20 protein-coding genes and 1 pseudogene are annotated in these 21771 nt (G+C 71.9%); 9 read left to right on the top strand and 12 right to left on the bottom strand.

The features are described from left to right. Positions 1-6: 6 nt before the first annotated feature. Positions 7-432, bottom strand: coding sequence for a hypothetical protein (locus VFV67_RS13015; protein WP_326469963.1), 426 nt, complete (start codon positions 430-432; stop codon positions 7-9). A 26-nt stretch (positions 433-458) separates the two neighbouring features. After that, complete coding sequence (locus VFV67_RS13020; RefSeq protein ID WP_326469964.1) at positions 459-1052, bottom strand: winged helix-turn-helix domain-containing protein; 594 nt, start codon at positions 1050-1052, stop codon at positions 459-461. A gap of 84 nt (positions 1053-1136) precedes the next feature. Here VFV67_RS13020 and guaA point away from each other — a divergent pair, with 84 nt between their 5' ends. Continuing rightward, the gene (gene guaA / locus VFV67_RS13025; protein WP_414636241.1) at positions 1137-2699 is read left to right on the top strand and encodes a glutamine-hydrolyzing GMP synthase; all 1563 of its coding nucleotides are present in this window, start codon (positions 1137-1139) and stop codon (positions 2697-2699) included. Position 2700: 1 nt separating this feature from the next. Here guaA and VFV67_RS13030 read toward each other — a convergent pair whose 3' ends face one another. Beyond that, positions 2701-2922: a hypothetical protein gene (locus VFV67_RS13030; protein WP_326469966.1), complete on the bottom strand. Its 222-nt coding sequence runs from the start codon at positions 2920-2922 to the stop codon at positions 2701-2703. Then, positions 2915-4165 (bottom strand): PspC domain-containing protein, encoded by a 1251-nt coding sequence (locus tag VFV67_RS13035; protein ID WP_326469968.1) that lies wholly within the window; start codon positions 4163-4165, stop codon positions 2915-2917. The genes VFV67_RS13030 and VFV67_RS13035 overlap by 8 nt, the downstream gene beginning before the upstream one ends. A 166-nt stretch (positions 4166-4331) precedes the next feature. Here VFV67_RS13035 and VFV67_RS13040 point away from each other — a divergent pair, with 166 nt between their 5' ends. Further along, complete coding sequence (locus VFV67_RS13040) at positions 4332-5591, top strand: PspC domain-containing protein (RefSeq protein WP_414636242.1); 1260 nt, start codon at positions 4332-4334, stop codon at positions 5589-5591. After that, positions 5588-6247 carry a response regulator transcription factor gene (locus VFV67_RS13045; RefSeq protein ID WP_326469969.1) on the top strand — a complete coding sequence of 220 codons (660 nt, stop codon included), beginning with the start codon at positions 5588-5590 and terminating at the stop codon, positions 6245-6247. Before VFV67_RS13040 ends, VFV67_RS13045 begins: the two co-directional genes overlap by 4 nt. Here the strand turns inward: VFV67_RS13045 and VFV67_RS13050 are convergent. Next, the gene (locus VFV67_RS13050; RefSeq protein WP_326469970.1) at positions 6244-7137 is read right to left on the bottom strand and encodes a DMT family transporter; all 894 of its coding nucleotides are present in this window, start codon (positions 7135-7137) and stop codon (positions 6244-6246) included. The genes VFV67_RS13045 and VFV67_RS13050 overlap by 4 nt on opposite strands. Positions 7138-7253: 116 nt before the next feature. Here VFV67_RS13050 and VFV67_RS13055 point away from each other — a divergent pair, with 116 nt between their 5' ends. Continuing rightward, positions 7254-8156, top strand: coding sequence for a LysR family transcriptional regulator (locus VFV67_RS13055; RefSeq protein WP_326469971.1), 903 nt, complete (start codon positions 7254-7256; stop codon positions 8154-8156). 153 nt (positions 8157-8309) lie between these two features. On the opposite strand, the gene VFV67_RS13060 is transcribed toward VFV67_RS13055, so the two are convergent. The 6 genes from VFV67_RS13060 to VFV67_RS13085 form a co-directional block, all read right to left on the bottom strand. Then, positions 8310-9890 (bottom strand): serine/threonine-protein kinase, encoded by a 1581-nt coding sequence (locus VFV67_RS13060; RefSeq protein ID WP_326469972.1) that lies wholly within the window; start codon positions 9888-9890, stop codon positions 8310-8312. A 30-nt stretch (positions 9891-9920) separates the two neighbouring features. Next, entirely contained in the window at positions 9921-11282 is a 1362-nt protein-coding gene (locus VFV67_RS13065) for a serine/threonine-protein kinase (RefSeq protein ID WP_326469974.1), read from the bottom strand. A gap of 187 nt (positions 11283-11469) precedes the next feature. Beyond that, positions 11470-12267 carry a hypothetical protein gene (locus VFV67_RS13070; protein ID WP_326469976.1) on the bottom strand — a complete coding sequence of 266 codons (798 nt, stop codon included), beginning with the start codon at positions 12265-12267 and terminating at the stop codon, positions 11470-11472. Positions 12268-12447: 180 nt separating this feature from the next. Then, positions 12448-13338 (bottom strand): hypothetical protein, encoded by an 891-nt coding sequence (locus VFV67_RS13075; RefSeq protein WP_326469978.1) that lies wholly within the window; start codon positions 13336-13338, stop codon positions 12448-12450. Positions 13339-13447: 109 nt separating this feature from the next. Then, the gene (locus VFV67_RS13080) at positions 13448-13753 is read right to left on the bottom strand and encodes a hypothetical protein (protein WP_326469979.1); all 306 of its coding nucleotides are present in this window, start codon (positions 13751-13753) and stop codon (positions 13448-13450) included. A 68-nt stretch (positions 13754-13821) separates the two neighbouring features. Further along, the gene (locus tag VFV67_RS13085) at positions 13822-14127 is read right to left on the bottom strand and encodes a chorismate mutase (RefSeq protein WP_326469980.1); all 306 of its coding nucleotides are present in this window, start codon (positions 14125-14127) and stop codon (positions 13822-13824) included. Positions 14128-14403: 276 nt separating this feature from the next. Between VFV67_RS13085 and pcrA the strand changes: the two genes are divergently transcribed. Next, on the top strand, positions 14404-16740 hold the full coding sequence (pcrA, locus tag VFV67_RS13090; protein ID WP_326469981.1) for a DNA helicase PcrA: 2337 nt from the start codon (positions 14404-14406) through the stop codon (positions 16738-16740). Between the two features lie 83 nt (positions 16741-16823). Next, on the top strand, positions 16824-17075 hold the full coding sequence (locus tag VFV67_RS13095) for a hypothetical protein (protein ID WP_326469983.1): 252 nt from the start codon (positions 16824-16826) through the stop codon (positions 17073-17075). 7 nt (positions 17076-17082) lie between these two features. Here VFV67_RS13095 and VFV67_RS13100 read toward each other — a convergent pair whose 3' ends face one another. After that, positions 17083-17769, bottom strand: coding sequence for a M23 family metallopeptidase (locus VFV67_RS13100; RefSeq protein ID WP_326469985.1), 687 nt, complete (start codon positions 17767-17769; stop codon positions 17083-17085). 596 nt (positions 17770-18365) lie between these two features. Here VFV67_RS13100 and VFV67_RS13105 point away from each other — a divergent pair. The 3 genes and pseudogenes from VFV67_RS13105 to VFV67_RS13115 all read left to right on the top strand — a co-directional run. Then, positions 18366-20285, top strand: a complete 1920-nt coding sequence (locus VFV67_RS13105; protein WP_326469987.1) for a hypothetical protein — start codon at positions 18366-18368, stop codon at positions 20283-20285. A gap of 91 nt (positions 20286-20376) precedes the next feature. Continuing rightward, positions 20377-21549: an ADP-forming succinate--CoA ligase subunit beta gene (sucC, locus tag VFV67_RS13110; protein ID WP_326469989.1), complete on the top strand. Its 1173-nt coding sequence runs from the start codon at positions 20377-20379 to the stop codon at positions 21547-21549. Positions 21550-21559: 10 nt separating this feature from the next. Further along, positions 21560-21771, top strand: a pseudogene (locus tag VFV67_RS13115) (succinate--CoA ligase subunit alpha); the annotation flags it as partial.

The raw sequence follows: 21771 nt of genomic DNA on the forward strand, positions 1-21771 counted from the left end.
GGCGGCTCAGAATCGGCTGAGGTTGGGCAGGAGGCGTTCGACGGCCTGGATGATCTGCTCGATGTCGTCCAGCGCGGTCGTGACCTCGTCGATGTCGGCGCGGTCTCCGGACAGGGTCAGGTACTCCAGTTCGTTGCGCCTGCGGCGGAGCACGCTGAAGCGGCGCAGGAGATCGCCGAACTGCGCCCGAAGGACCTCCTCGATGACGTAGTGCCCGCCCTCGGTGGTTGGCCGCAGCCCTTGGTGCACCAGCAGTGCCGTGCAGGCCTGCCGGGCGGCGTCGTAGGTGAGCACGAACGCGCTGTCGGGGTCGATGTCGGCCACCGCGCGGGCGGCGGTGGCGGTGCGGGCCGCCCGCCGCACCCACACGGTTCCGTCCGACTCGGCCCCGGCGACCTGTTGCAGTCTTCGCTCGCGGATCAGTCGCGTCACGACGGCTTCGCCCTGGCTCCAGCGCATCAGGCGACCTCGTCGGCGGCGCCGTGGATCCAGATCAGCGGTGCCGACCTGAGCTGCCGGACGAAAGGATCACCGGAGTCGCGCCAGCGCCGTGGGCTGCACAGGGTCGGGTTCACCGGCGTGGACAGGCGCTGCTCGGCGCGCTCGGCCGCGGCGTAGAGGTCGTCGCGGGCCGGGCGGCCGATCACCAGAACGTCCAGGTCGTTGGGCGGCGGACCGGGCTCACCCTGATACCGGGCGGCCCACGACCCGTAGATCGCTACGGCGTCGGCGCCGGTGATGCCGGCGAACTCCTCGCCGATCACCACGTGCGGTCCGAACGCGAGCATGATCAACTCGGTGAGCGGCCGGACGTACGGGCTGCGCTCGTTGGCCCGGAGCAGCCAGGCCCGCCCGACCCGGCGCTTGGTGACGATGGCGGTCTCGACCAGCCGCTCCACCTCCCGCGCTACCGTGGTCAGCGGCGTGGAAACCAGTTCGGCCAACTCCGTCTGCGTGTACTCCCGCTCCGGATGCAGCAGCAACGCCGTCAACAGATCCGCCTGATGCCGTGACCGCAGCACCGGCAGCAGCGCGGGCGCGACACTACGCATAGATGGACGATATCACCCATCTAACGGAAGTGTCGCGGTCAATGCCCTCCCTGGCCGGTTCAGCCGGCGTGAAATGCTGGGCTGGTGAGTGGTCGGCGGGTTGTGCTGGTTGTGGACTATGGGGCGCAGTATGCCCAGTTGATCGCGCGCCGGATTCGTGAGGCGCAGGTGTACTCCGAGGTGGTGCCGCACACGGCGAGTGCCGGGGAGTTGCTCGCGCGGGAGCCGGCGGCGATCGTGTTGTCGGGGGGGCCGGCGAGTGTGTACGAGGACGGGGCGCCGGCGATCGATCCGGCGCTGCTCGACGCCGGCGTACCGGTTTTCGGGATCTGCTACGGGTTTCAGGGGATCGCGCGGGCGTTGGGGGGGACGGTCGAGCGGACCGGGACGCGGGAGTACGGGCGGACCGAACTGGCCGTGGCGGGTGGGGTGCTGCATGAGGATCTGCCACAGCGGCACCCGGTGTGGATGAGCCATGGGGACTGCGTGACGGCGGCGCCGCCCGGGTTCACGGTGACGGCGAGCAGCCCCGGCGCGCCGGTGGCGGGGTTCGAGAACGTCGAGAAAAGGATCGCCGGGGTGCAGTACCACCCGGAGGTGGCGCACTCCCCGCACGGGCAGGAGGTGCTCCGCCGGTTCCTGCACGACATCGCCGGAATCCGTCCGCTGTGGACCACCTCGTCCATTGTGGACGAACAGGTGAACGCGATCCGGGAGCAGATCGGCGGCGGCCGGGCGATCTGCGGGCTGTCCGGCGGGGTGGACTCGGCGGTCGCCGCCGCGCTGGTGCAGCGGGCCATCGGCGACCGGCTGACCTGCGTGTTCGTCGACCACGGTCTGCTGCGCGCCGGCGAGCGGGGCCAGGTGGAGCGCGACTTCGTCTCGGCGACCGGGGTCAACCTGGTCACCGTGGACGCCGCCGACCGCTTCCTGACCGAACTGTCCGGCGTGACCGACCCCGAGACCAAGCGCAAGATCATCGGCCGGGAGTTCATCCGGGTCTTCGAGCGGGCCGAGCTGGACCTGCAGGAGCGGGCCGGGGCCAGCGGCGAGCGGTTCGACTTCCTGGTGCAGGGCACGCTCTACCCGGACGTGGTCGAGTCCGGCGGCGGCACGAACGCGGCGAACATCAAGAGCCACCACAACGTCGGCGGGCTTCCCGAGGACCTGAAGTTCGAGCTGGTCGAGCCGCTGCGGGCGCTGTTCAAGGACGAGGTGCGCCGGGTCGGCCTGGAGCTCGGCCTGCCCGAGACGATCGTGCACCGCCAACCGTTCCCCGGCCCCGGCCTGGCCATCCGGATCATCGGCGAGGTCACCGCCGACCGGCTGGCCGTGCTCCGCGCGGCCGACGCGATCGCCCGGGAGGAGCTGACCTTCGCCGGGCTGGACCGCGACATCTGGCAGTGCCCGGTGGTGCTGCTTGCCGACGTGCGCAGCGTCGGCGTGCAGGGCGACTTCCGCACCTACGGGCACCCGGTGGTGCTCCGCCCGGTGTCCAGCGCGGACGCGATGACCGCGGACTGGACCCGGCTGCCCTACGACGTGCTGGAACAGATTTCGACCCGGATCACCAACGAGGTTCCGGAGGTGAACCGGGTCGTGCTCGACGTGACCAGCAAGCCGCCGGGCACCATCGAGTGGGAGTAGCTCAGCGTTTGCGCCGGGAGTCGCGCACCGAGCTGATCAGCATGACCAGCCCGACGACCAGCGCGCCGCCGGCGAGCAGCCAGCGCACGTCGAACGAGTCGGACCAGACCGCGCCGTCGGTCAGCACGAACGTGGACACGCCCAGGGTGATGAGGCCGAACAGCAGGGTCACGTAGTCGGGTCCACGGCGCTCGGCGTCCCGCTCGGTGTCGCGCTCAGCCACGGCGCACCTCCACTCGTCCGACATTGGTCTCGGCCGTCAGGCTCACGTGCAGGCTGCCCGGCCCGTCCTCCTCGACCCGGAGGTCCGGCTTCAACCCGCTCTCCTCCCGGCCGAGGCAGTCGATGTCGCCTCCCGCGTGGGCCGTGCAGTGGATGTCCACATCCGCGGTCGCCGGCACGATCACCGTGACCTCGCCCGCGCTCATCGTCACCCGGGTGTCCACACTGCCCGAGTCCGGCAGCGCGGTCAGGTCAAGGGTCATCGCCCCGGTCGACCACTGGTAGTGGTCCTGCACGTCGGCGACGGTGAGCGGCCGCGCGTTGGTCTCGCCGGCGCCGTGCCAGCCGTTCGGGATGACCACGGTCATCGCCAGGCCGATCAGCGACAGCGGGATGGCCAGGCCGATCAGGCCCCGGCCGCCGCGCACGAACGCGCCGCCCACCATGCCCAGCCCGAGGATGGCCAGCACGATCCCGACGATGTGCCCCGGGGTCAGCCAGGACACGGTCGGCGCGACCAGCGCCAGGGTGCCGGCGGTGACCAGGGCCAGCCCGAAGGTGAACACCCCGATCTTGGACCGGCGCCGGGGGGCCGGCGGCTCGGGCGCCGGCGCGGCCGGCTCCGGCAGGTCCCAGGCGAACGGCGCGGCGCCGAGCGGGTCCCAGGCCGGCGGCCGCGGCGGCGAGTCGGCCGCGCCGGCCGCACCCACCGGGGTGGCCGGAGTCTGCGGGCCGGCCGTCCCCGGCTCGGTCACCGGCGTGCCGGCGGCCGGGTCGCCCGGTGCGGCGAACGGCATGGTCGGTGCCGGCGTGGCCGGCCGGCCGAGGTGTCCGCGGCTGCGGTGCAGCAGGTACAGCGTCCCGGCCACCAGCAGCACCCCGAGGATCCCGCTGAACTCGTTGTCGATGAAGAACAGGAACGCCGGGATCAGCGCGAGGCACAGCAGCACGGTGAACGCCGACGAGGTGGAGCTCCGCTTGTGGTTGATCATGGATTCGAGCGGGGCGGCCTCGTCGTCCTGCTCCGGCAGCAACAGCCAGCCGAGCAGGTACAACATGACGCCCGCGCCCCCGTAGAAGGTGGCGATCACGAACGCCACCCGGACGATGATCGGGTCGATGCCGTACCGGATGCCGATCCCGGCGGCGACGCCGGCGATCTTGCGGCCGCGCCTCGGCCGCCTCGGTCGCGTCGCCCAGAAGTCTTTGAGCGTGTCTTCGACGCTGGTCCCTTGGTTGCTCACGTACCCAGGATGCGGTGGGGGCGGCCCGCGCACATCGGGGACCAGCCCTGAGGTTGACCCGGATTCGACGGTCGGGGTGAACTCTTGTTCCGGGTATTTCCCCGATGAACCGGGCCCGTGGTCGTGTGACCATGATGAGGTGACAGTGCAAGCCGAGGAGAGGCCGGTGGTGAGCGCGGAGGTCGAGCGGCCGGCGCCCGCAGCGGTGATCCGGCGGGCCGAGGCCCCCAAGATGTACCGCCGCAGGTCGGCCCGGGCCGTGGCCGGGGTGGCCGGCGGGATGGCCGACCACCTCGGCGTCGACGTGCTGTGGGTCCGGGTGGCCTTCGCCGTGCTCGCCGCGATGGGCGGGGCCGGGATGGTGGCCTACGGCCTGCTGTGGGCGTTCGTCCCGCAGGAGCCGACGGACACGCCGGTCCGGCAGGCCTCGGCCAAGGAGCGGCAGCAGGCGTTCGGTCTGCTCGCCCTCGGGATCGCCCTCGCGGTCGGGATCGGCACGCTGTCCGGGTCGGCCAGCGGCTGGGTGGTCGGCGCGCTGGGGGTGGCCCTGCTCGGTGCCGCGCTGGTCTGGCGCGAGGCCGACGACTCCCGGCGGCGCCGCTGGAAGGAGTCCGGCGTCGCCGGCGCGGTGTTCGGCGGCGGCGGGTGGACCGCCCTGGTCCGGGTGCTGGCCGGGGCCGCGCTGGTGATCACCGGGATCCTGGTCTTCCTGCTGCAGAGCTTCCGGCTGGACCAGATGCAGTTCGCGCTGCTGTCCGTGCTGGCCACGCTGGTCGGGGCGGCCGTGCTGACCGTGCCGTTCTGGCTGCGGATGGTCCGGGACCTCGGCGAGGAGCGGGCGGCGCGCATCCGCACCGAGGAGCGGGCCGAGATCGCCGCGCACCTGCACGACTCGGTGCTGCAGACGCTGGCGCTGATCCAGAAGCAGTCCGAGGCGCCGCGCGAGGTGCTCCGGCTGGCCCGCGGCCAGGAACGCCAGCTGCGCGAGTGGCTGTACCCGAGCGCGAAGGTGGGCCCTGCCGGCGAGGCGACGGTGCTCTCCGACGCGATCCGGCAGGCGGCCGGCGAGGTCGAGGACGCGTTCGCGGTCAAGATCGACCAGGTGCTGGTCGGGGACGTCCCGCTGGACGAGAAGCTGGGGTCGCTGGTGCTGGCCGCCCGGGAGGCGATGGTGAACGCGGCCAAGCACGCCGGGGTGCCGGAGTTCAGCGTGTACGCCGAGGTGGAGCCGGACCAGGTGACCGTGTTCGTCCGGGATCGCGGTCAGGGGTTCGACCCGGACGGGGTCTCCGCGGACCGGCATGGCCTGGCCGGCTCGATCAGGGGCAGGATGGAGCGCAACGGCGGCGCGGTCCGGCTGCGGACGTCGCCGGGCGAGGGCACCGAGGTGCAGCTGCACATGCCACGGACGGAGACAGCATCATGAGTGACAAGCCCGTTCGGGTGTTCCTGGTGGACGACCACGGGCTGTTCCGGGCCGGGGTCAAGGCGGAGCTGGAGCCGGTCACCGACGAGATCGAGGTGGTCGGCGAGGCCGGCACGGTGGGCGAGGCGGTCGCCGGGATCGGCCACCTGAAGCCGGACGTGGTCCTGCTCGACGTGCACATGCCCGACGGCGGCGGCGCCGAGGTGCTGCGCCAGGTCCGCAAGCACGACACCGAGGTGGTGTTCCTGGCGCTGTCCGTGTCCGATGCGGCCGAGGACGTGATCGCGGTGATCAGGGCCGGCGCCCGCGGCTACGTCACCAAGACGATCTCCACCCAGGAGCTGGTCCGGGCGGTCGTGCGGGTCTCCGACGGCGACGCGGTGTTCTCCCCGCGGCTGGCCGGTTTCGTGCTGGACGCCTTCGCCGACCGCCCGGGTGCCGCCCCGATCAGCGACCCGGAGCTGGACCTGCTCACCCCGCGCGAGCGGGACGTGCTGCGCCTGCTGGCCCGCGGCTACGCCTACAAGGAGATCGCCTCCGAGCTGTTCATCTCGGTGAAGACGGTGGAGACGCACGTGTCCAGCGTGTTGCGCAAGACGCAGCTGTCCAACCGCTACGAGCTGTCCCGCTGGGCCTCCGACCGACGCCTGGTCTAGGTGGTCCCGGCCGTGGCCAGCGCGGGTTCCGGGTTCGTCACCCGCGCCCGGGGCCGGGCCCGGGTCATCGCCACGCCGACGAGCACGACCAGCATGCCGGCGATCACCCGCAGGTTGAGATCCTCGCCGAGGACCGCCGCGCCGAGCAGCACCGAGACCACCGGGAGCAGGTAGCCGACCGTGGTGGCGTTGGTGGCGCCCTCGTCGGCGATCAGCCGGTAGTTGAGCACGAACGCCAGGCCGGTGCCGAAGATGCCGAGGATGGCGACCGCGACCACGGCGAGCACGCTGAACCGCACCGGCTGGGTGCCGGCGACCGGAACGGTGAGCGCGGTCAGGCCGACCGCGGTGATCAACTGGGTGGCGGAGAGCGCCGTGGGGGTGGCGGCCCGGCCGGAGACGAACCGGCCGACGTAGCTGTAGCAGATCGCGTAGCTCGCGGCCGCGGCCAGCAGCGCGAGCGCGCCCCAGCTGACCAGCCCGGCGGTCTGCCACGGCGCGAAGATCAGCAGCACGCCGGCGAAGCCGAGCAGCAGCCCGCCGATCCGCACCGGGGACGCCGACCGCTCGGTGCCGAGCCCGATTCCGATCAGCAGCGCGAACAGCGGGGTCGTGGCGTTGAGCACACCGGCGATGCCGGTGTCCACGGTCTGCTCGCCGACGCCGAACAGGGTGAACGGGATGACGTTGCCGAACGTCGCGGCGACCAGCATGTGTCCCCACACCCAGCGCTCCCTTGGCAGGTACTGCCGGGTGGCCAGGCACAGCACGATCAGCAGCCCGGCGCCGAGCACCGAGCGGATCAGCGCGATCTGCACCGGCGAGAACCCCTGCAGGGCGAGTTTGATCCACAGGAAGCTCGAACCCCAGAGCAGGGCCAACAGGCCCATCCGAACCAGGCTGCCACGGTTTGTGCTGATCACGGCGCACACGTTGCCCCAGCCGATCCGCCAGGACAAGTGAATAGTGATGCACGAATCGTTAAGCAGAACTGTATGATCGCGGCGTGCTCGACGTTCGCCGGATGCAGGTGCTGCGCGCGGTCGTGACCAGCGGATCGATCACCGCGGCGGCGGCCAACCTAGGCTTCACCCCGTCCGCGGTGAGCCAGCAGGTCGCCGCGCTGGAACGGGAGACCGGGATGTCGCTGCTGGAGCGGATCGGCCGCGGCGTGCGCCCGACGGCGGCCGGAGCCCTGCTCACCGAGCACGCCGCGATCATCTGCCGGCACGTCGCCGAGGCCGAGCTGGCCCTCGCCGACCTGCGCGCCGGCCGGACCGGGCGGATCTCGATCCGGTACTTCGCCACGGCCGGACAGGCGCTGCTGCCGCCGGCACTGGCCACCCTGCGCCGCGAGCATCCCGGGGTGCAGGTCGACCTGAAGCTGACCGACCCGGAGGACCCGCTGCCCGAGGTGCGCAGCGGCCGGGCGGACGTGGCGATCGTGGTGCACCGGGCGGCCGATCCGGTCGGCGGCGGCGTCCGGCTGGTGCACCTGCTCGACGACCCGTACCGGGTGGTGCTGCCGCGCGGGCACCGGCTGCAACGCAAGCGCGTGATCGAGCTGGCCGAATTGGCCGAGGAGCCCTGGGTGGGCAACGAGTGGCCGGCCGGGCCGTGCGTGCGGCTGTTGCTCGACGGCTGCGCGGCGGCGGGGTTCACGCCCAGCTTCGTGGTCGAGTCCGAGGACTACGCCAACGCCCAGGGGTTCGTGGCCGCCGGACTGGGCATCAGCGTGATTCCCCGGCTGGGCCTGGGAAACCCGCATCCCGGAGTGGTGGTGCGCCGGGTGACCCGGCCGGAGCCGACCAGGGTGATCCAGGCCGCCGTGCGCGAGTCCGCACTGGACTCCCCGCCGGTCGCCTGCCTGCTCGACGCGCTGCGCGCCGCCGCGACCAGTGCCGGCTAGGTAGGGCGTGTCACTGTGGATCATTGAAGCAAAGTCTTGGCCCAACCAACATAACCTCAGGGGTACCGTGACGGCGTCCAGCCACCATCAACCGGTCATCCGCACTTTCGCTGGGACGTAACGACAGCAGTTGAATCCCGGAGAGGCGGACTACTAGGGGGTGGAGCGGCCCTGCGCCCAGTCCTCGATCAGCAGCCGGCCGTCCTTCTCCACCAGGGTGAACACGTAGGGCTGGCTGGACTTGTTCCCATCCGCGTTGGTGATCTGCAGGAAAGCCGCTGCCGCCGCGGTGTCGGACCGGACCATCAGCACCTCGATCGCGGTGATCCCGGCCAGCGACTGGGCGAACCCCTGCACCGAGCCGTACCGGCTCTTGGCCGCGTCGCTGAGCAGCTCGTAGCCGGCCGCCGGGTTGCCCGGCAGCTGCGCGAGGAACTGCCGCACGGCCGCTTCGGTGGCGGCCGGCGTCGCGACCGACGGTGCGCTCGATGAGACCGGAGGCGCCGTGGTGGTGGTGCTGGCCGGTGCGGTGGTCGTGCTGCTGGTGGTGGTGCTCGGCGCCGGCTGGGTCGTGGTGGTCCCGCTCGCGGACGGCTGGGTGGACGTCCCGGTCTGCTGCTGGGCCTGCGAGTTCGGCCGCCCGTCGGTGAACAGGCTGGCGACCAGGATGCCGACCAGTGCCGCGGCCACCACGGCCAGCACGGTCAGCAGCACGCTGCGCCCACGGCGGGTGCGGCCCGGTGGCGCGGCGGGCGGCGCCGCCCGCGGGACGCCGAACGGCGGCGAACCCGGTGGCGGTTCGGCCAACGGGTGCACGTCCAGCCGGGTTCCCTCGAAGCCGTGCGGCGGGCTCGGCGGGGCGGCATGGCGACCGGAGATCAGCTCGGTCCGGCCGGCCGGCACCGGCACCGGCCGGCCGGCGGCGACCGCGGCCAGCCCGTCCCGGGCCTCGACCATGCTCAGCCGCTCGGTGGGATCCACCCGCAGCAGCGACATCAGCAGGGCGGTCAGCGGTCCGGCCTGGCGCGGCGGCGAGATCCGCCCGGCGGCCACCGCGTACAGCAGGGCGAGCGTGTTCTCGCCGAGGCCGAACGGCGAGTGCCCCTCGACCGCGGTGTAGAGCGTGGAGCCGAGCGAGAACACGTCGGACGCGGCGGTCGGCTCGCGGCCCTTGGCCACCTCGGGTGCCAGGTAGGCGGGCGTGCCGGCGAGCATCCCGGTGGCGGTGACCGTGACGTCCCCGGTGGCCCGGGAGATGCCGAAGTCGGTGATCTTGACGGTGCCGTCGTCGCCGAGCAGCACGTTGGCCGGCTTGACGTCGCGGTGCACAATGCCGGCACTGTGCGCGGCGATCAGCGCGGCGGCCACCTGGGTGCCGATCCGGGCGACCTCCTCCGGCGGCAGCGCGCCCCGGTCGGCGATCACGGCCGCCAGGCTGCGCGACGGCAGGTACTCCATGACCAGCCACGGCTCGCCGCGGTGCTCGGCCACGTCGTACACGGTGACCGCGTTCGGATGGGACAGTCGCGCGGCGATCCGGCCCTCCCGCATCGACCGCAGCCGGGCCTCCTCGGCCTGGGCCGGGCTCAGCTCGGGGTGCAGCAGCAACTGCTTGATCGCGACGGTGCGGTGCAGACGCTCGTCGTGGGCCTGCCACACCACACCCATGGCTCCACTGCCGATCCGGGAGCCGAGGCGGTAGCGGCCGGCCACCACCCGGTCTTCAGTGGTCAACAACGGCTCCCGGTTCGAATCGGCTCGGGTTTACGGGGCGGGCGGGTTGCCGCCACCCCCGCCCGGCGGCGCGGTCGTGGTGGTGGCGGCCACCGGCGCGCTCGTGGTGGTGGTGACCACCGGCGGGGTCGTGGTCGTGGTCCTCGGCGGGGTCGTGACGCGCGGTGCGGCCGTGGTGGTCGTGGTCGGCGCTTCCGTCGTCGTGGTCGTCTCTTCCGTGGTGGTGGTCGGCTCCGGCTCGGTGGTCGGGGTGGCCTCGGAGCTGGAGCTCACGACCGGCGGAACGTTCTGTGGGGGGTCGCCCGTGTTGGTCCTGCCATTGTTCTGGTTGGACAGCATCCACGCGAGTCCGGCGATCAGCGCGACCAGCAGGGCGGCGGACAGCCCCAGGATCCACGCCCGGGACCGGTCCCGGCGGACCGGCGGGGTTCGGGTCGCGGTGCCCTGGCCCACCGGCCGGGGCCGCACCACCTGCGTCTGCGAGTCGGCGGCGACCAGCCGGGTCGGCTCGTCCTCCGGGTCCCGCATCGGCATGACCGGCAGCCGCGGCAACGAGCTGAAGATCGGCTCCTCGCCCCGGCCCACCGCGGCCAACAGATCCCGGGTCTGCGCGGTGTTGGGCCGGCCGAGCGGGTCGGTGGCGAGCATGGCGACCAGCACGTCGGTCAGCGGGCCGGCCACCATCGGCGGGTTGATCTTCCCGGCGGCCACCCGGTGCAGCAGGCCGAGGGTGTTGTCGGACAACCCGAACGGCGGCTCGCCCTCGACCGCCGCGTACAGCGTCGAGCCGAGCGAGAAGATGTCCGAAGCAGGCGTCGGATCCCTGCCGATGGCCATCTCCGGCGCCAGATAGGCCGGGGTGCCGGCGATCATGCCGGTCTTGGTCACCGTGACGTCGTCCGAAGCCCGGGAGATGCCGAAGTCGGTGATCTTCACCGAGCCGTCGTCGCCGAGCAGGATGTTGCCCGGCTTGACATCCCGGTGCACGATGCCGGCCGCGTGCGCGGCTACCAGCGCGGCCGCCGAGCTGGCGCCGATCCGGGCCACCTCGCGCGGGTCCAGCGGGCCGGTCTCGCTCAGCACCATGGCCAGGCTGCGGGACGGCAGGTACTCCATGATCAGGCAGGGCGCGCCGTCCTCGTCGACCACGTCGTAGACCGCGATCGCGTTGGGGTGGTGCAGCTTCGCGGCGATCCGACCCTCGCGCAGGCAACGCTCGACCGCCTCGTGCGCCTCGTCCTCGGGGAGACCGGGCGAGAGCAGCAGCTTCTTCACCGCGACCGTACGGCCGAGGCGCTCGTCGTGGGCGCGCCACACCACGCCCATCGCGCCTGTGCCGATGCGGCTGATCAACCGGTATCGCCCGGCGACGACACGGCCCTCGTCGGTCATCGGTCAGACTCCACGGTCGCCACTGCTCTGTGCGTCACGCAACCTCCCTCGAAGCGTGGCCGCGATCCCCACCCTCGGCACAGGTTAAGCCGCTCACGCTGTGCACACGGAGGGAGGACCTGATGTAAGTGCCGCACGGGCGAACATTACGCCGTACGGGTGCCGTCCGCTTGACGCCCCGGCCCGGTCAGCTGCGTCGTGCGGAGAGCAGCCGGGCGCCCACGATCCGTTGCGGCAACGTGCTCGTCACGTCGAGCAACTGCTCGATCTGCAGGTGGCTGCCGTCCGGCAGGCGCATCCGAACGGTGGCAAGCACGTCGTCGCCCTGGTCCCGGAGGTCCAGTACTTGGAGATCGGTCACACCGGCCCAGGACCGCACGAACTCACCGAGGTCGATGCCGAACAGCGTTCCGTCCAGCAGCGGGAACGCCCGGTCCGGGGCGGTCCGGATCAGCTGGTAGAACCGTTCGACGAGCGAGGCGTTGGAGTTGCGGGGCGCGACGTAGGTCACGGTCGGCGGCGCCGTTTCCGAGCCGGACCGGCGGGTTGTCCCGGCGCTCTCGATCACTCCGGTGACCGTGGTGCTGGTGGCGGAAATCGTTGGCAGACCGGGCAACACGCTGTTCAGCAGGGGTGGCAGGAGGGCCTGCTCCCCACTGATCGGCGGTCCCGGCCGGCTCACCGGTGCGCCTCGGTGATCACCACTGATCGTGCCGAACACCAGCGAAGCGCAGAGCGCGAGCAGGCTCAGGGTCAGACAGACGATCTTGATCCGGTGGGCGAACGCGGGCGGCGGGCGGCGGTGTGGGGTCGGTGCATCGGGGTCGGCCTCCTCGGGCCGGTCCTCGTGTGCCGCCGCCGTGGGATCCAGCTCCTCCGGCGACGTTCCGGACAGCAGGAACCGGCGCCGCTGGGGGCCGAGCAACTCGGTGACGTGCACCGACCCGGCGCGGACATGCCGCCGGCCGGTCGTCGGTTCGTCCACCGTGCTGCACCCCAAGCGAAAGTCAGGTCGTCGAAACGATTGCGGTACGCGTTCGGAGGAACTCGTACCGTGATTGTTCTTGTGGCGCCAGTCATTCTGGAACCAGCACCCGATGGTGGCGACCAATGACTGAGATCATCACTCAAACGGCGCAGCCGTTGACGCTGTGCACAGAGCGGATCAGGAAGGGGTGTCGCTGGTAATCCGCGGCTCCGGCCCGGCGCTGAAGGTGAGCCGGCGCTCGGCGAACTTCTTCCGGCCGTCCCGCGAGAACAGCACCAGCTTGGCCTCGGCGTGCGATCTGAACCGGTGGACGCTGATCTTCTTGATCACGAGCCGGGTGACGCCGGCGTAGCGGCCCTGGATCCCGGTGGGTCCCTCGGCCCGCAGCGCGCCGCCGGTCAACTCGTGGGCGGCCCGCGGATCGCGGATCACGTAACCGAAGTACTGCTCGGTCAACTCGTGCAGGGACGGCGGCACGGACTGCGCCAGCGGGATCGGCGCGGTGTAGAGCGTCGGCTCCGTGGTCGGCGGTCGGGTGCTGCGGGCAGGTGGCGGGTGCGGTTGCTGTTGCGCCGACCGCGCCGGCGGAGCGGGCGTGGCCTGCTTGGCGGCCGGGCCGTTGGTGCGGCCGCTGTGCGTGGTCGTGCCGGAGACGGTCGCGGCGGTCGTCGGCACCGCGGCGGTGGGCTCCTCGCCGGACTCTCCGGTGGTCAGCACGGTGATCGCCAGGTGCTGGCTCGGCTCCTCCGGCAGCGCGTCGATCGTGGTGCTCTTGCGCGGGTTGCCGACCAGTGCGACGGAGGCGAAACCCAACGCGCACACCACGAACGCGGCGGTCCCGACGGCGAACCACGCGGCCCGGCGCCAACTGCGCGGCGGCGTCACCGAGGCCGGGATGGTGCCCAGATTGAACTTGCCCAGTCCGGTCGCCGGTTCCGGCCAGACCAGCTCGCTCGGCTCGGTGACCTCCTGGGTGATGAGATCACAACCCGGATCGCCCGAACCGCGCCGGTGCCTGCCCGCGTCGCGCCCGATCGCGATGATCTTCGCCCATCCCCGCATGCTCACTCAGGCAACGGTATTCGGTTGCGCAGCGTTGGAACGCCCGGGCCAGACCCTCCGCTCCCGGCCACTCGGGCGAGTGACGGCAGTGGGCCGAACGCCCACTGGTCGTCGTCTAGCCGCCGGTGCGATACCGCTGTTGGGTTGACTGCAGCGCCTTCGTGGCGGTCAGCCCGGAGCCGGCCCCCAGCAGGATCGCCACCGTGTCGGCAAAACCCCCGCCGTTGGTCAGCAGCCAGGCGACCAGCGCGGCCGCCGTGGTGATCCCGGCGACCGGCAAGCGGCTGCGCACCCACTGCGCGATCGGCGCGCCGCCGGCCCGCTTGTTGGCGGCCGAGTTCAGCAGCGTCAGATACCCGACGTGGGCGAGCGCCGCGACCACGGCGGCGATGGCGATGATGATCGCGATCAGGTTGAGCATGATTCCAGTGTGCCCTCATTCCGTGGGGACCGGGATGGGTGAGAACCCTGAGATCGTCCCGATCCCGGCTACCTGCCGAGCGGCCCCCGGCCGAGGCTCAGCAGCGCCATGGCCAGCTGCTGGCCCTCCTTGCCGAGCTCCCGGTACTTGGCCAGGACGACGTTCTCCCGGTTGAGCACCAGCCGCGGACCGCCGCTGGCCAGCCGGACCGCGCCGATGGTCTTGGACACCTCGGTCCGGCGTTTCACCAGACGCAGGATCTCCGCGTCCAGCCAGTCGATCTCCTGCCGCAGCTCGGCGATCTGCTCCGGCCCGGGCAGTTCCCCGGCCGGGTCCGCGGCGGGTGGGGTGGTGTCGTGCGATGTGGGGGTCATGATGATCCTCTGCTGTCTACTGCGGAGTTTCGGACCCTGGTAGGCGGCGAAGCCCCGGGGTCCGAGGACTCCGGGGCTTCGCTGTGGTCTGGTCGGTGCCTACGCAACCACGGGAGCCGGAGTCCGGGTCCCGTAGAAAAACTCGTAGTGGCGCGTCTGCACGTGAGCGATTCTGACACATCCCGGGCCGGCGGGTCGAACGATCCGGCCAAGCGCTCCGGACCCGGCGCGGGAGCCCGGTCGGCGTGGGTGCTGCCCGGTACCGTAGTCAGCACGATGAGTGCTCTGTTCGAAATCCCCGTGGAGTCCCGTGTGCCACGGAAGCGGTCCGACCCGGCCAGCCTGCTCGCCGACCTCAACGACGCCCAGCGCCGCGCGGTCGAGCACACCGGTTCGCCACTGCTGGTGGTCGCCGGCGCCGGCTCGGGCAAGACCCGGGTGCTCACCCGGCGGATCGCCTACCTGCTCGCCGAGCGCGGGGTGCATCCCGGCCAGGTCATGGCGATCACCTTCACCAACAAGGCCGCCGCCGAGATGAAGGAGCGGGTCGCCGAGCTGGTCGGCCGGCGGTCGAATGCCATGTGGGTGTCGACGTTCCACTCGATGTGCGTGCGGGTGCTGCGCCGGGACGCCAAGAGCCTCGGCATGAAGTCGAGCTTCTCGGTCTACGACGCCGACGACTCCCGGCGGCTGATCACGCTCGTCGGCCGGGATCTCGACCTGGACCCCAAGCGCTACCCGGCCCGCACGCTCGCGGTCGCCGTGTCGAACCTGAAGAACGAGCTGACCGATCCGGAGACGGCCCGTGCGGCCGCCACCAACGACCTCGAGCGCCGGGTCGCCGAGGTGTACGCGGAGTACCAGCTTCGGCTCTCCCAGGCCAACGCGTTCGACTTCGACGACCTGATCATGCGCACGGTCGAGCTGCTGCAACGGTTCCCGGACGTGGCCGAGTACTACCGGCGCCGGTTCCGGCACGTGCTGGTGGACGAGTACCAGGACACCAACCACGCGCAGTACGTCCTGGTCCGGGAGCTGGTCGGCACCGAGGATCCGGCCGAGCTGTGCGTGGTCGGCGATGCCGACCAGTCGATCTACGCCTTCCGCGGCGCGTCGATCCGCAACATCGTGGAGTTCGAGCGGGACTACCCGCAGGCCACGACGATCATGCTGGAGCAGAACTACCGGTCCACCCAGACCATCCTGTCCGCCGCCAACGCGGTGATCTCGCGCAACCCCAACCGCAAGGACAAGCGGCTGTGGAGTGCGTCCGGCGACGGCGAGAAGATCGTCGGCTACGTCGGCGACAACGACCGGGACGAGGCCGGGTTCGTGGCCGGCGAGATCGACCGGCTGGTGGACTCCGGCGAGCTGCGCAACGGCGACATCGCGGTGTTCTACCGGACCAACAACCAGTCCCGGGTGTTCGAGGAGATCTTCATCCGGCTCGGCCTGCCGTACCGGGTGGTCGGCGGGGTGCGCTTCTACGAGCGGCGCGAGGTCCGCGACGCACTGGCCTACCTGCGGGTGCTGGCCAACCCGGAGGACACGGTGAGCCTGCGCCGGATCCTCAACGTGCCCAAGCGCGGGATCGGCGACCGGGCCGAGGCGTGCGTGTCCACCCACGCCGAGCGCGAGCGGATCTCGTTCTCGGCCGCACTCGCGGCCGCCGCCCAGGGCCGGGTCGAGCTGCTGAACCCGCGCTCCACCAGGGCGATCGCCGGGTTCGTCGAGCTGATGGACGAGCTGCGCGGGCTGCTCGCCGACGGCCTGGACGTGGCCGAGGTGCTGGAGGCGGTGCTGGAGCGCACCGGTTACCGGGCCGAGCTGGACGCCAGCGACGACCCGCAGGACGCCACCCGGCTGGAGAATCTCAACGAGTTGGTCAACGTGGCCCGCGAGTTCGCCACCGAGGACGTGCCCGAGGTGCCCGCGGCGGCCGAATCCCTCGACGTGGCGCCGCCCGCGGTCGCGCCGGGCTCGCTCGAGGCGTTCCTGGAACGGGTCTCCCTGGTCGCCGACGCCGACGCGGTCCCGGACGCCGAGGACGGCGCGAGCGGCGTGGTCACCCTGATGACCCTGCACACGGCCAAGGGTCTGGAGTACCCCGCGGTGTTCCTCACCGGCTGGGAGGACGGCGTGTTCCCGCACCTGCGGGCGCTCAGCGATCCGGCCGAACTGGCCGAGGAGCGCCGGCTCGCCTACGTCGGCATCACCCGCGCGCAGCGCCGGCTCTACGTCTCCCGGGCGATCGTCCGGTCGTCCTGGGGCCAGCCGGTCGCCAACCCGCCGTCCCGGTTCCTCGACGAGGTCCCCGCGGAACTGGTCGACTGGCGCCGGGTGCAGCCGACCCGTCCCGCCCCGAGCGCCCCGTCCTGGGCTCCGCGCCGCGGCGACCGGGGGCCCACCCGCAGCAGCCCGCTCAAGGGCTGGCAGGACACCCCGGCGCTGACCCTCGACGTCGGCGACCGGGTCAACCACGACAAGTACGGCCTCGGCACGGTCGTCGCCACCGACGGCGCCGGCCCGCGCGCCACCGCCACCATCGACTTCGGCTCCACCGGCACGATCCGGCTGATGCTCATCGGCAGCGTCCCCCTCGTGAAGCTCTGACCATCCGAACACCCGTTCGAAATTGTCGGTGCCCCCTGGTTCACTGCGCCCATGACTGCTCGACAACAAGGGGGACCCTGGTCGTGGACGAGATTCTGTTCAAGGTTCTTGCCGAGGGGGTGGGCCGCTACCTGGACACGGTTGACGGCCTGGCCACGCGGGCATCCGGTCCGGCCGGCACCGAGCTGCGCCGGCTGTCCGGCGCCTGGCGCGCCCTGCTGCGCCTGCACCAGCCCGGCACCCGGCGCCGCTGTACCGGCTGCTACCGGCGGGGTGTCGGCTGCACGGTCTGGCGGATCGCCAGCGCCTACTTCCTGCGCCGGCTCGGAACCTGAGCCGGGCTCAGAGCTTGATGCCGCGGGCGGACAGCCACGGCGCGGGGTTGAGCTTTTTGCCGGTCGCGTCCCAGATCTCGAAGTGCAGGTGCGGGCCGGTCGAGTAGCCCCGGTTGCCCATCCTGGCGATCTGGTCGCCGGCCTTGACCTTCTGGCCCTCGCGCACCGAGAACGTGTCCACGTGTCCGTACACGCTGATCGTTCCGTCCTCGTGCTGGATCCGCACCCACAGGCCGAACCCGCTGGCCGGCCCGGCCTCGACGACCACGCCGTCGGCGACCGCGCGGATCGGGGTGCCGATCTTGTTCGCGATGTCCACCCCGTAGTGGGTCGTTCCCCACCGGGCGCCGAAGCCCGACGTCAGCGAACCCTCGGCTGGCTTGACGTACTTCGCCCGCAGGGCCTCGGCCTGCTTCTTCTGCGCCTCGGCGGCCAGTGCCTGGCTGAACCGCTCGCTCTCGGCCATCTTCTTGGCCACGAGGGGGCCGTCGGCGGTCCTGGAGACGGTGAGGATGTCCGGCGCGAGCGACCGGTCGCCGCCGACGCCGCCACTGCCGAGCAACGCCGAGGCGTCACCACCGGCGAGCGGAGTGGGGTCGTTGGATTTCTGGCCTGGGCCCTGGATCGTCTGTCCGGCGGCGGCCGCCGCGAACGCGCCGAGCGCGACCGCGGCGACGACAACCTTGCCGCGCACCGCCGATGACGGGGTTGCGGTGCGGTTGGAACCGGTTGTACCTGTGCCCTGAGCCCTGGTCGAGGTGGTGTGCTGACGCACCTCGACAGGAACCCTTGGCTGGTGCTGTCGGCCGCCGGGGGAGCGGTGTCGAGCCAAAGCCTGCCCTTCCGTGTTCGGGGAGTCCGGCCGACACACCTGCGCTCGCGGGGACGAGCCTTCGGTGGGACACCGGGCGGGGACCCGGTTGAGTCGGCGTCTCGGGGTTGCCGACTCCGTCCATTTCGTGACCGGACCGTGACAACGGACCGGTGGACAGTAACGAGTCAGCGGCGGTGAGGGCAACATCCGTAACGCGTGTCGGCCGATCGGGTGGTGGACCGCCCGTCAACTATGCTGCGTAAACAACAGAGGGTGAGCTTGGTCTGACCGTCAGAATGTGATGCTCGTTACATCGGACGAGCCGTTTAGACAGGCAACCGAACCGGAATCTGGGACGTCGGGCACCGCCCGGCGAGCCGGAGCAAGTGATGTTGCTAGCGTGCGTGGCGATGACTGAGCGGACCCGAACGCCGCACGCACGCCCCCCGACGGAGCGACGCGCTTCGGAGGAAACCGTGGAAGACGTCACCCGGCCGGCGCGGTCCGGCTGGTCGGACGTCCCCGGTCGACTCCGCCTCGCCTTGCTGATCTCCGCGCTCGGCGCGGGGCTGACCGTGTACGGCCTCAACCTCGGCCTGGTCGCCGACGCACCGGCCGCCGGCTTCTCGGCCATGCCGCTGCTTGCCGGGCTGGCCGTCCTGCCGGTGGTGCTGGCGCTGGTCGCGGTGTTCCTTGGCCGTCCGGTGGTCGCCTCCGGGGTGCTGATCGGCTTCGGGCTGCTCGCGCCCGGCCGCGCGCTGATGGATCTGCAACTCGCCCGGGACGCCCTGCTCGTCTCCCGTCCCGAGGTGCTGGTGCCGACCAACCTGGCGCCGCTGTCCGCCGGTACCGGCCTGTGGGTACTGCTCGCCGGCTACGTCGCGGCGGCGGTCGCCGGTCTGCTGGTGGTCGGCTCGGCCGGCGCCGTGCCCGGCTCCGCCTACGCCGAGGAACTGGACGACGGCAACGGTCTTCCGGACACCTCCGATGACTACGGCGCCGATGCCTACGGCGCCCCGGCGGATGCGCCGGCCGGACCTGACCCGGCCGGGGCACCCGGCTCGGCGGGCGGGCTGCCCGGCGGCGCCGGCTCGTCCGCGCGGTCGGTGTCGGCCGCCGCGGTCCCCGCATCGGCCGGTGCCCGATGGCTGGCCGGCGCGTCGAAGGCCAAGCGGGCGTCCAGTCGCCGGTACCTGATCGGGTGGGGGGTCGTCTGCTCGACGGTGGCCGCGGTCGGGTTGCTGCTGCCGCCGTTCCGGTCCGGCAACGCGTTCCAGCTCGCGTTGGACATCATCGGCAGTCCGGCGCTGGCGCGGACCGGCGGGCTGGTCGTCATCGGGACATTGGTGCTCGGCAGCATGTTCGCCACCGGCACGATGCCCTCGGCGCTGGCCAAAGGCACCACGCTGGGGCTGCTCGTCGGGGTGGCCGGCGTGACCATGCCGGCGATCGTGGCCGGTCTGGTCGTCGACCGGCTCGATCCCACGGTCGGCCCGTACCTCGCGCTGGGCGCGGTCGGCCTGCTCGTGGTCGTCGTCTTCGTCTGGCCGCGCACCCGGGTCCCCCACGAGGAACCCGAACTGCGGCTCGAGGCGCGCCGGCTGCACCTGGTCACCGGGCTGCTCGGCCTTGGCACCGGGTTGGCCGCGCTGGCCGGCGGGTTCGGCACCCTCCTGGTGGTGGAGACCGGCATCGACCGGCCGGACAGCTTCGCCAACCGGCAGCTGGTCCCGGCCGGGATCATCGTGGGCCTGCTCGGCGCCGTCATGCTGATCCGTGGCGCGGCGGCGGCGGTTCGGCCGGCCCTGGCCGTGGCGGTCGCGTCGGTCCTGCTGGTCGGCGCGGGCACGCTGGACGCCGCGCTCACCGGCGCCGGGGTCAGCCAGGCGGTGCACGTGGGCGCCGGCACCTGGTTCACCGGGTTCGCCATGATGCTGGCCGTGGCGGCCGCGATCCTCGCCGGTATCGCCGGCGCCGCCGAGCGCGAAGACCTCGACCTCACCGAACGCGGCGTGAACATCGCCGTCGCGGTGCCGGGCACGGCCGCGGTGCTGTTCGCGTTCGGCGCGTTCGGGTTGCCCGCGATCCGCGCGCCGGAGTTCGTCGCCCCCGGCATCTGGTCGGAGTTCCGGCTGTCCTCCTGGGGTCTGCTGCTCGGCCTGGTGGTGGTGATCGCCGTCGCGGTGCTCGCCCCGGTGTCCCGGCCGTCCCGCGCGGCCGCACTGCTACTGGGCGCCGCCGTCGTGGTCGGCGTGCACCTCCTGGAGTTCCCGCTCACCAGTGGCCGCGTCGAGCAGGCCGTCGCCGCCCAGGGCACGTGGTTGTCCGCCGCCGCTCTGGTGGCGCTGGTCGTGGCGGCCGTGGTCGCGGTGAGCACCCGTCCGTCCCGCAGGTGAGCGACAGCACAGGACGCGACGTGCCGGGGCCGACCGCGCCTCGCTACTGTCCTTTCGTCCGACGGACGCCGCGCATTCAGGAGACTGACGAGTGGATCTGTACGAGTACCAGGCGAAGGAGCTCTTCGCCGCGCATGGGGTACCGGTGCTGCCCGGCACCGTGGTCGAGACGCCGGAGCAGGCCCGTGCGGCCACCGAGCAGCTCGGGCAGACCGTGGTGGTCAAGGCCCAGGTGAAGACCGGCGGCCGCGGCAAGGCGGGCGGCGTCAAGCTGGCCGAGACGCCCGACGAGGCGCAGGCGAAGGCCGAGGCCATCCTCGGCCTGGACATCAAGGGCCACGTCGTGCGCCGGGTGCTCGTCACCCCGGCGTCGGACATCGCCGAGGAGTACTACTTCTCCTTCCTGCTCGACCGGGCGAACCGCACCTTCCTGGCGATGGCCTCCGCCGAGGGCGGCGTCGAGATCGAGCTGCTCGCCGTCGAGCGCCCGGAGGCGCTGGCCAAGATCCCGATCGACCCGCTTGCCGGCGTGGACCTGGCCAAGGCCAGGGAGATCGCGACCGCGGCGAAGTTCCCGGACGCCGTCGCCGAGCAGGCCGCCGAGGTGATCGTCAAGCTCTGGGAGACCTTCGTCACCGAGGACGCCACCCTGGTCGAGGTGAACCCGTTGGTCCGCGATCCGCAGGACACCGTGATCGCGCTGGACGGCAAGGTCACCCTGGACGACAACGCGAGCTTCCGGCACCCGCAGCACGCCGAGCTGGTCGACCAGAGCGCCGAGGACCCGCTCGAGGCCAGGGCCAAGGCGAAGGACCTCAACTACGTCAAGCTGGACGGCCAGGTCGGGATCATCGGCAACGGTGCCGGCCTGGTGATGTCCACGCTGGACGTGGTGGCCTACGCGGGCGAGGAGTTCGGCGGGATGAAGCCGGCCAACTTCCTGGACATCGGCGGCGGCGCCTCGGCCGAGGTGATGGCCAACGGGCTGGAGATCATCCTGTCCGACCCGGACGTGCGCAGCGTCTTCGTGAACGTCTTCGGCGGCATCACCGCGTGCGACGCGGTGGCCGGCGGGATCGTGCGGGCGTTCGAGCTGCTTGGCGAGGTCGGCAAGCCGATCGTGGTCCGGCTGGACGGCAACAACGCAGGCGAGGGCAGGCGGATCCTCGACGCGGCCGGGCTGCCCGGACTGTCCCAGGTGGACACGATGGACGCGGCCGCCCGCCGCGCCGTCGAGCTCGCCGCCGCAGCAGCAGTCGCATAGGGAGCGGACCGTGGCCATCTTCCTCAACGAGGACAGCAGGATCATCGTGCAGGGCATGACGGGCGCGGAGGGCACCAAGCACACCCACCGCATGCTCGCCGCCGGCTCGACCGTGGTCGGCGGCGTGACCCCGGGCAAGGGCGGTCGCGAGGTCGAGGTCGGCGGCGTCACGCTGCCGGTGTTCGACACCGTCGGCACCGCGATCGAGGAGACAGGCGCCGA

Origin of the sequence: Actinophytocola sp. (genome assembly GCF_035762905.1) — a bacterium.
Lineage (GTDB): Bacteria > Actinomycetota > Actinomycetes > Mycobacteriales > Pseudonocardiaceae > DASYTH01.

Coding starts and splice junctions, on each gene's coding strand:
- VFV67_RS13020 (WP_326469964.1), bottom strand. CDS start 1,052: ATGCGTAGTGTCGCGCCCGCGCTGCTGCCGGTGCTGCGGTCACGGCAT.
- VFV67_RS13045 (WP_326469969.1), top strand. CDS start 5,588: ATGAGTGACAAGCCCGTTCGGGTGTTCCTGGTGGACGACCACGGGCTG.
- VFV67_RS13050 (WP_326469970.1), bottom strand. CDS start 7,137: ATGGGCCTGTTGGCCCTGCTCTGGGGTTCGAGCTTCCTGTGGATCAAA.
- VFV67_RS13065 (WP_326469974.1), bottom strand. CDS start 11,282: ATGACCGACGAGGGCCGTGTCGTCGCCGGGCGATACCGGTTGATCAGC.
- VFV67_RS13080 (WP_326469979.1), bottom strand. CDS start 13,753: ATGCTCAACCTGATCGCGATCATCATCGCCATCGCCGCCGTGGTCGCG.
- VFV67_RS13085 (WP_326469980.1), bottom strand. CDS start 14,127: ATGACCCCCACATCGCACGACACCACCCCACCCGCCGCGGACCCGGCC.
- pcrA (WP_326469981.1), top strand. CDS start 14,404: ATGAGTGCTCTGTTCGAAATCCCCGTGGAGTCCCGTGTGCCACGGAAG.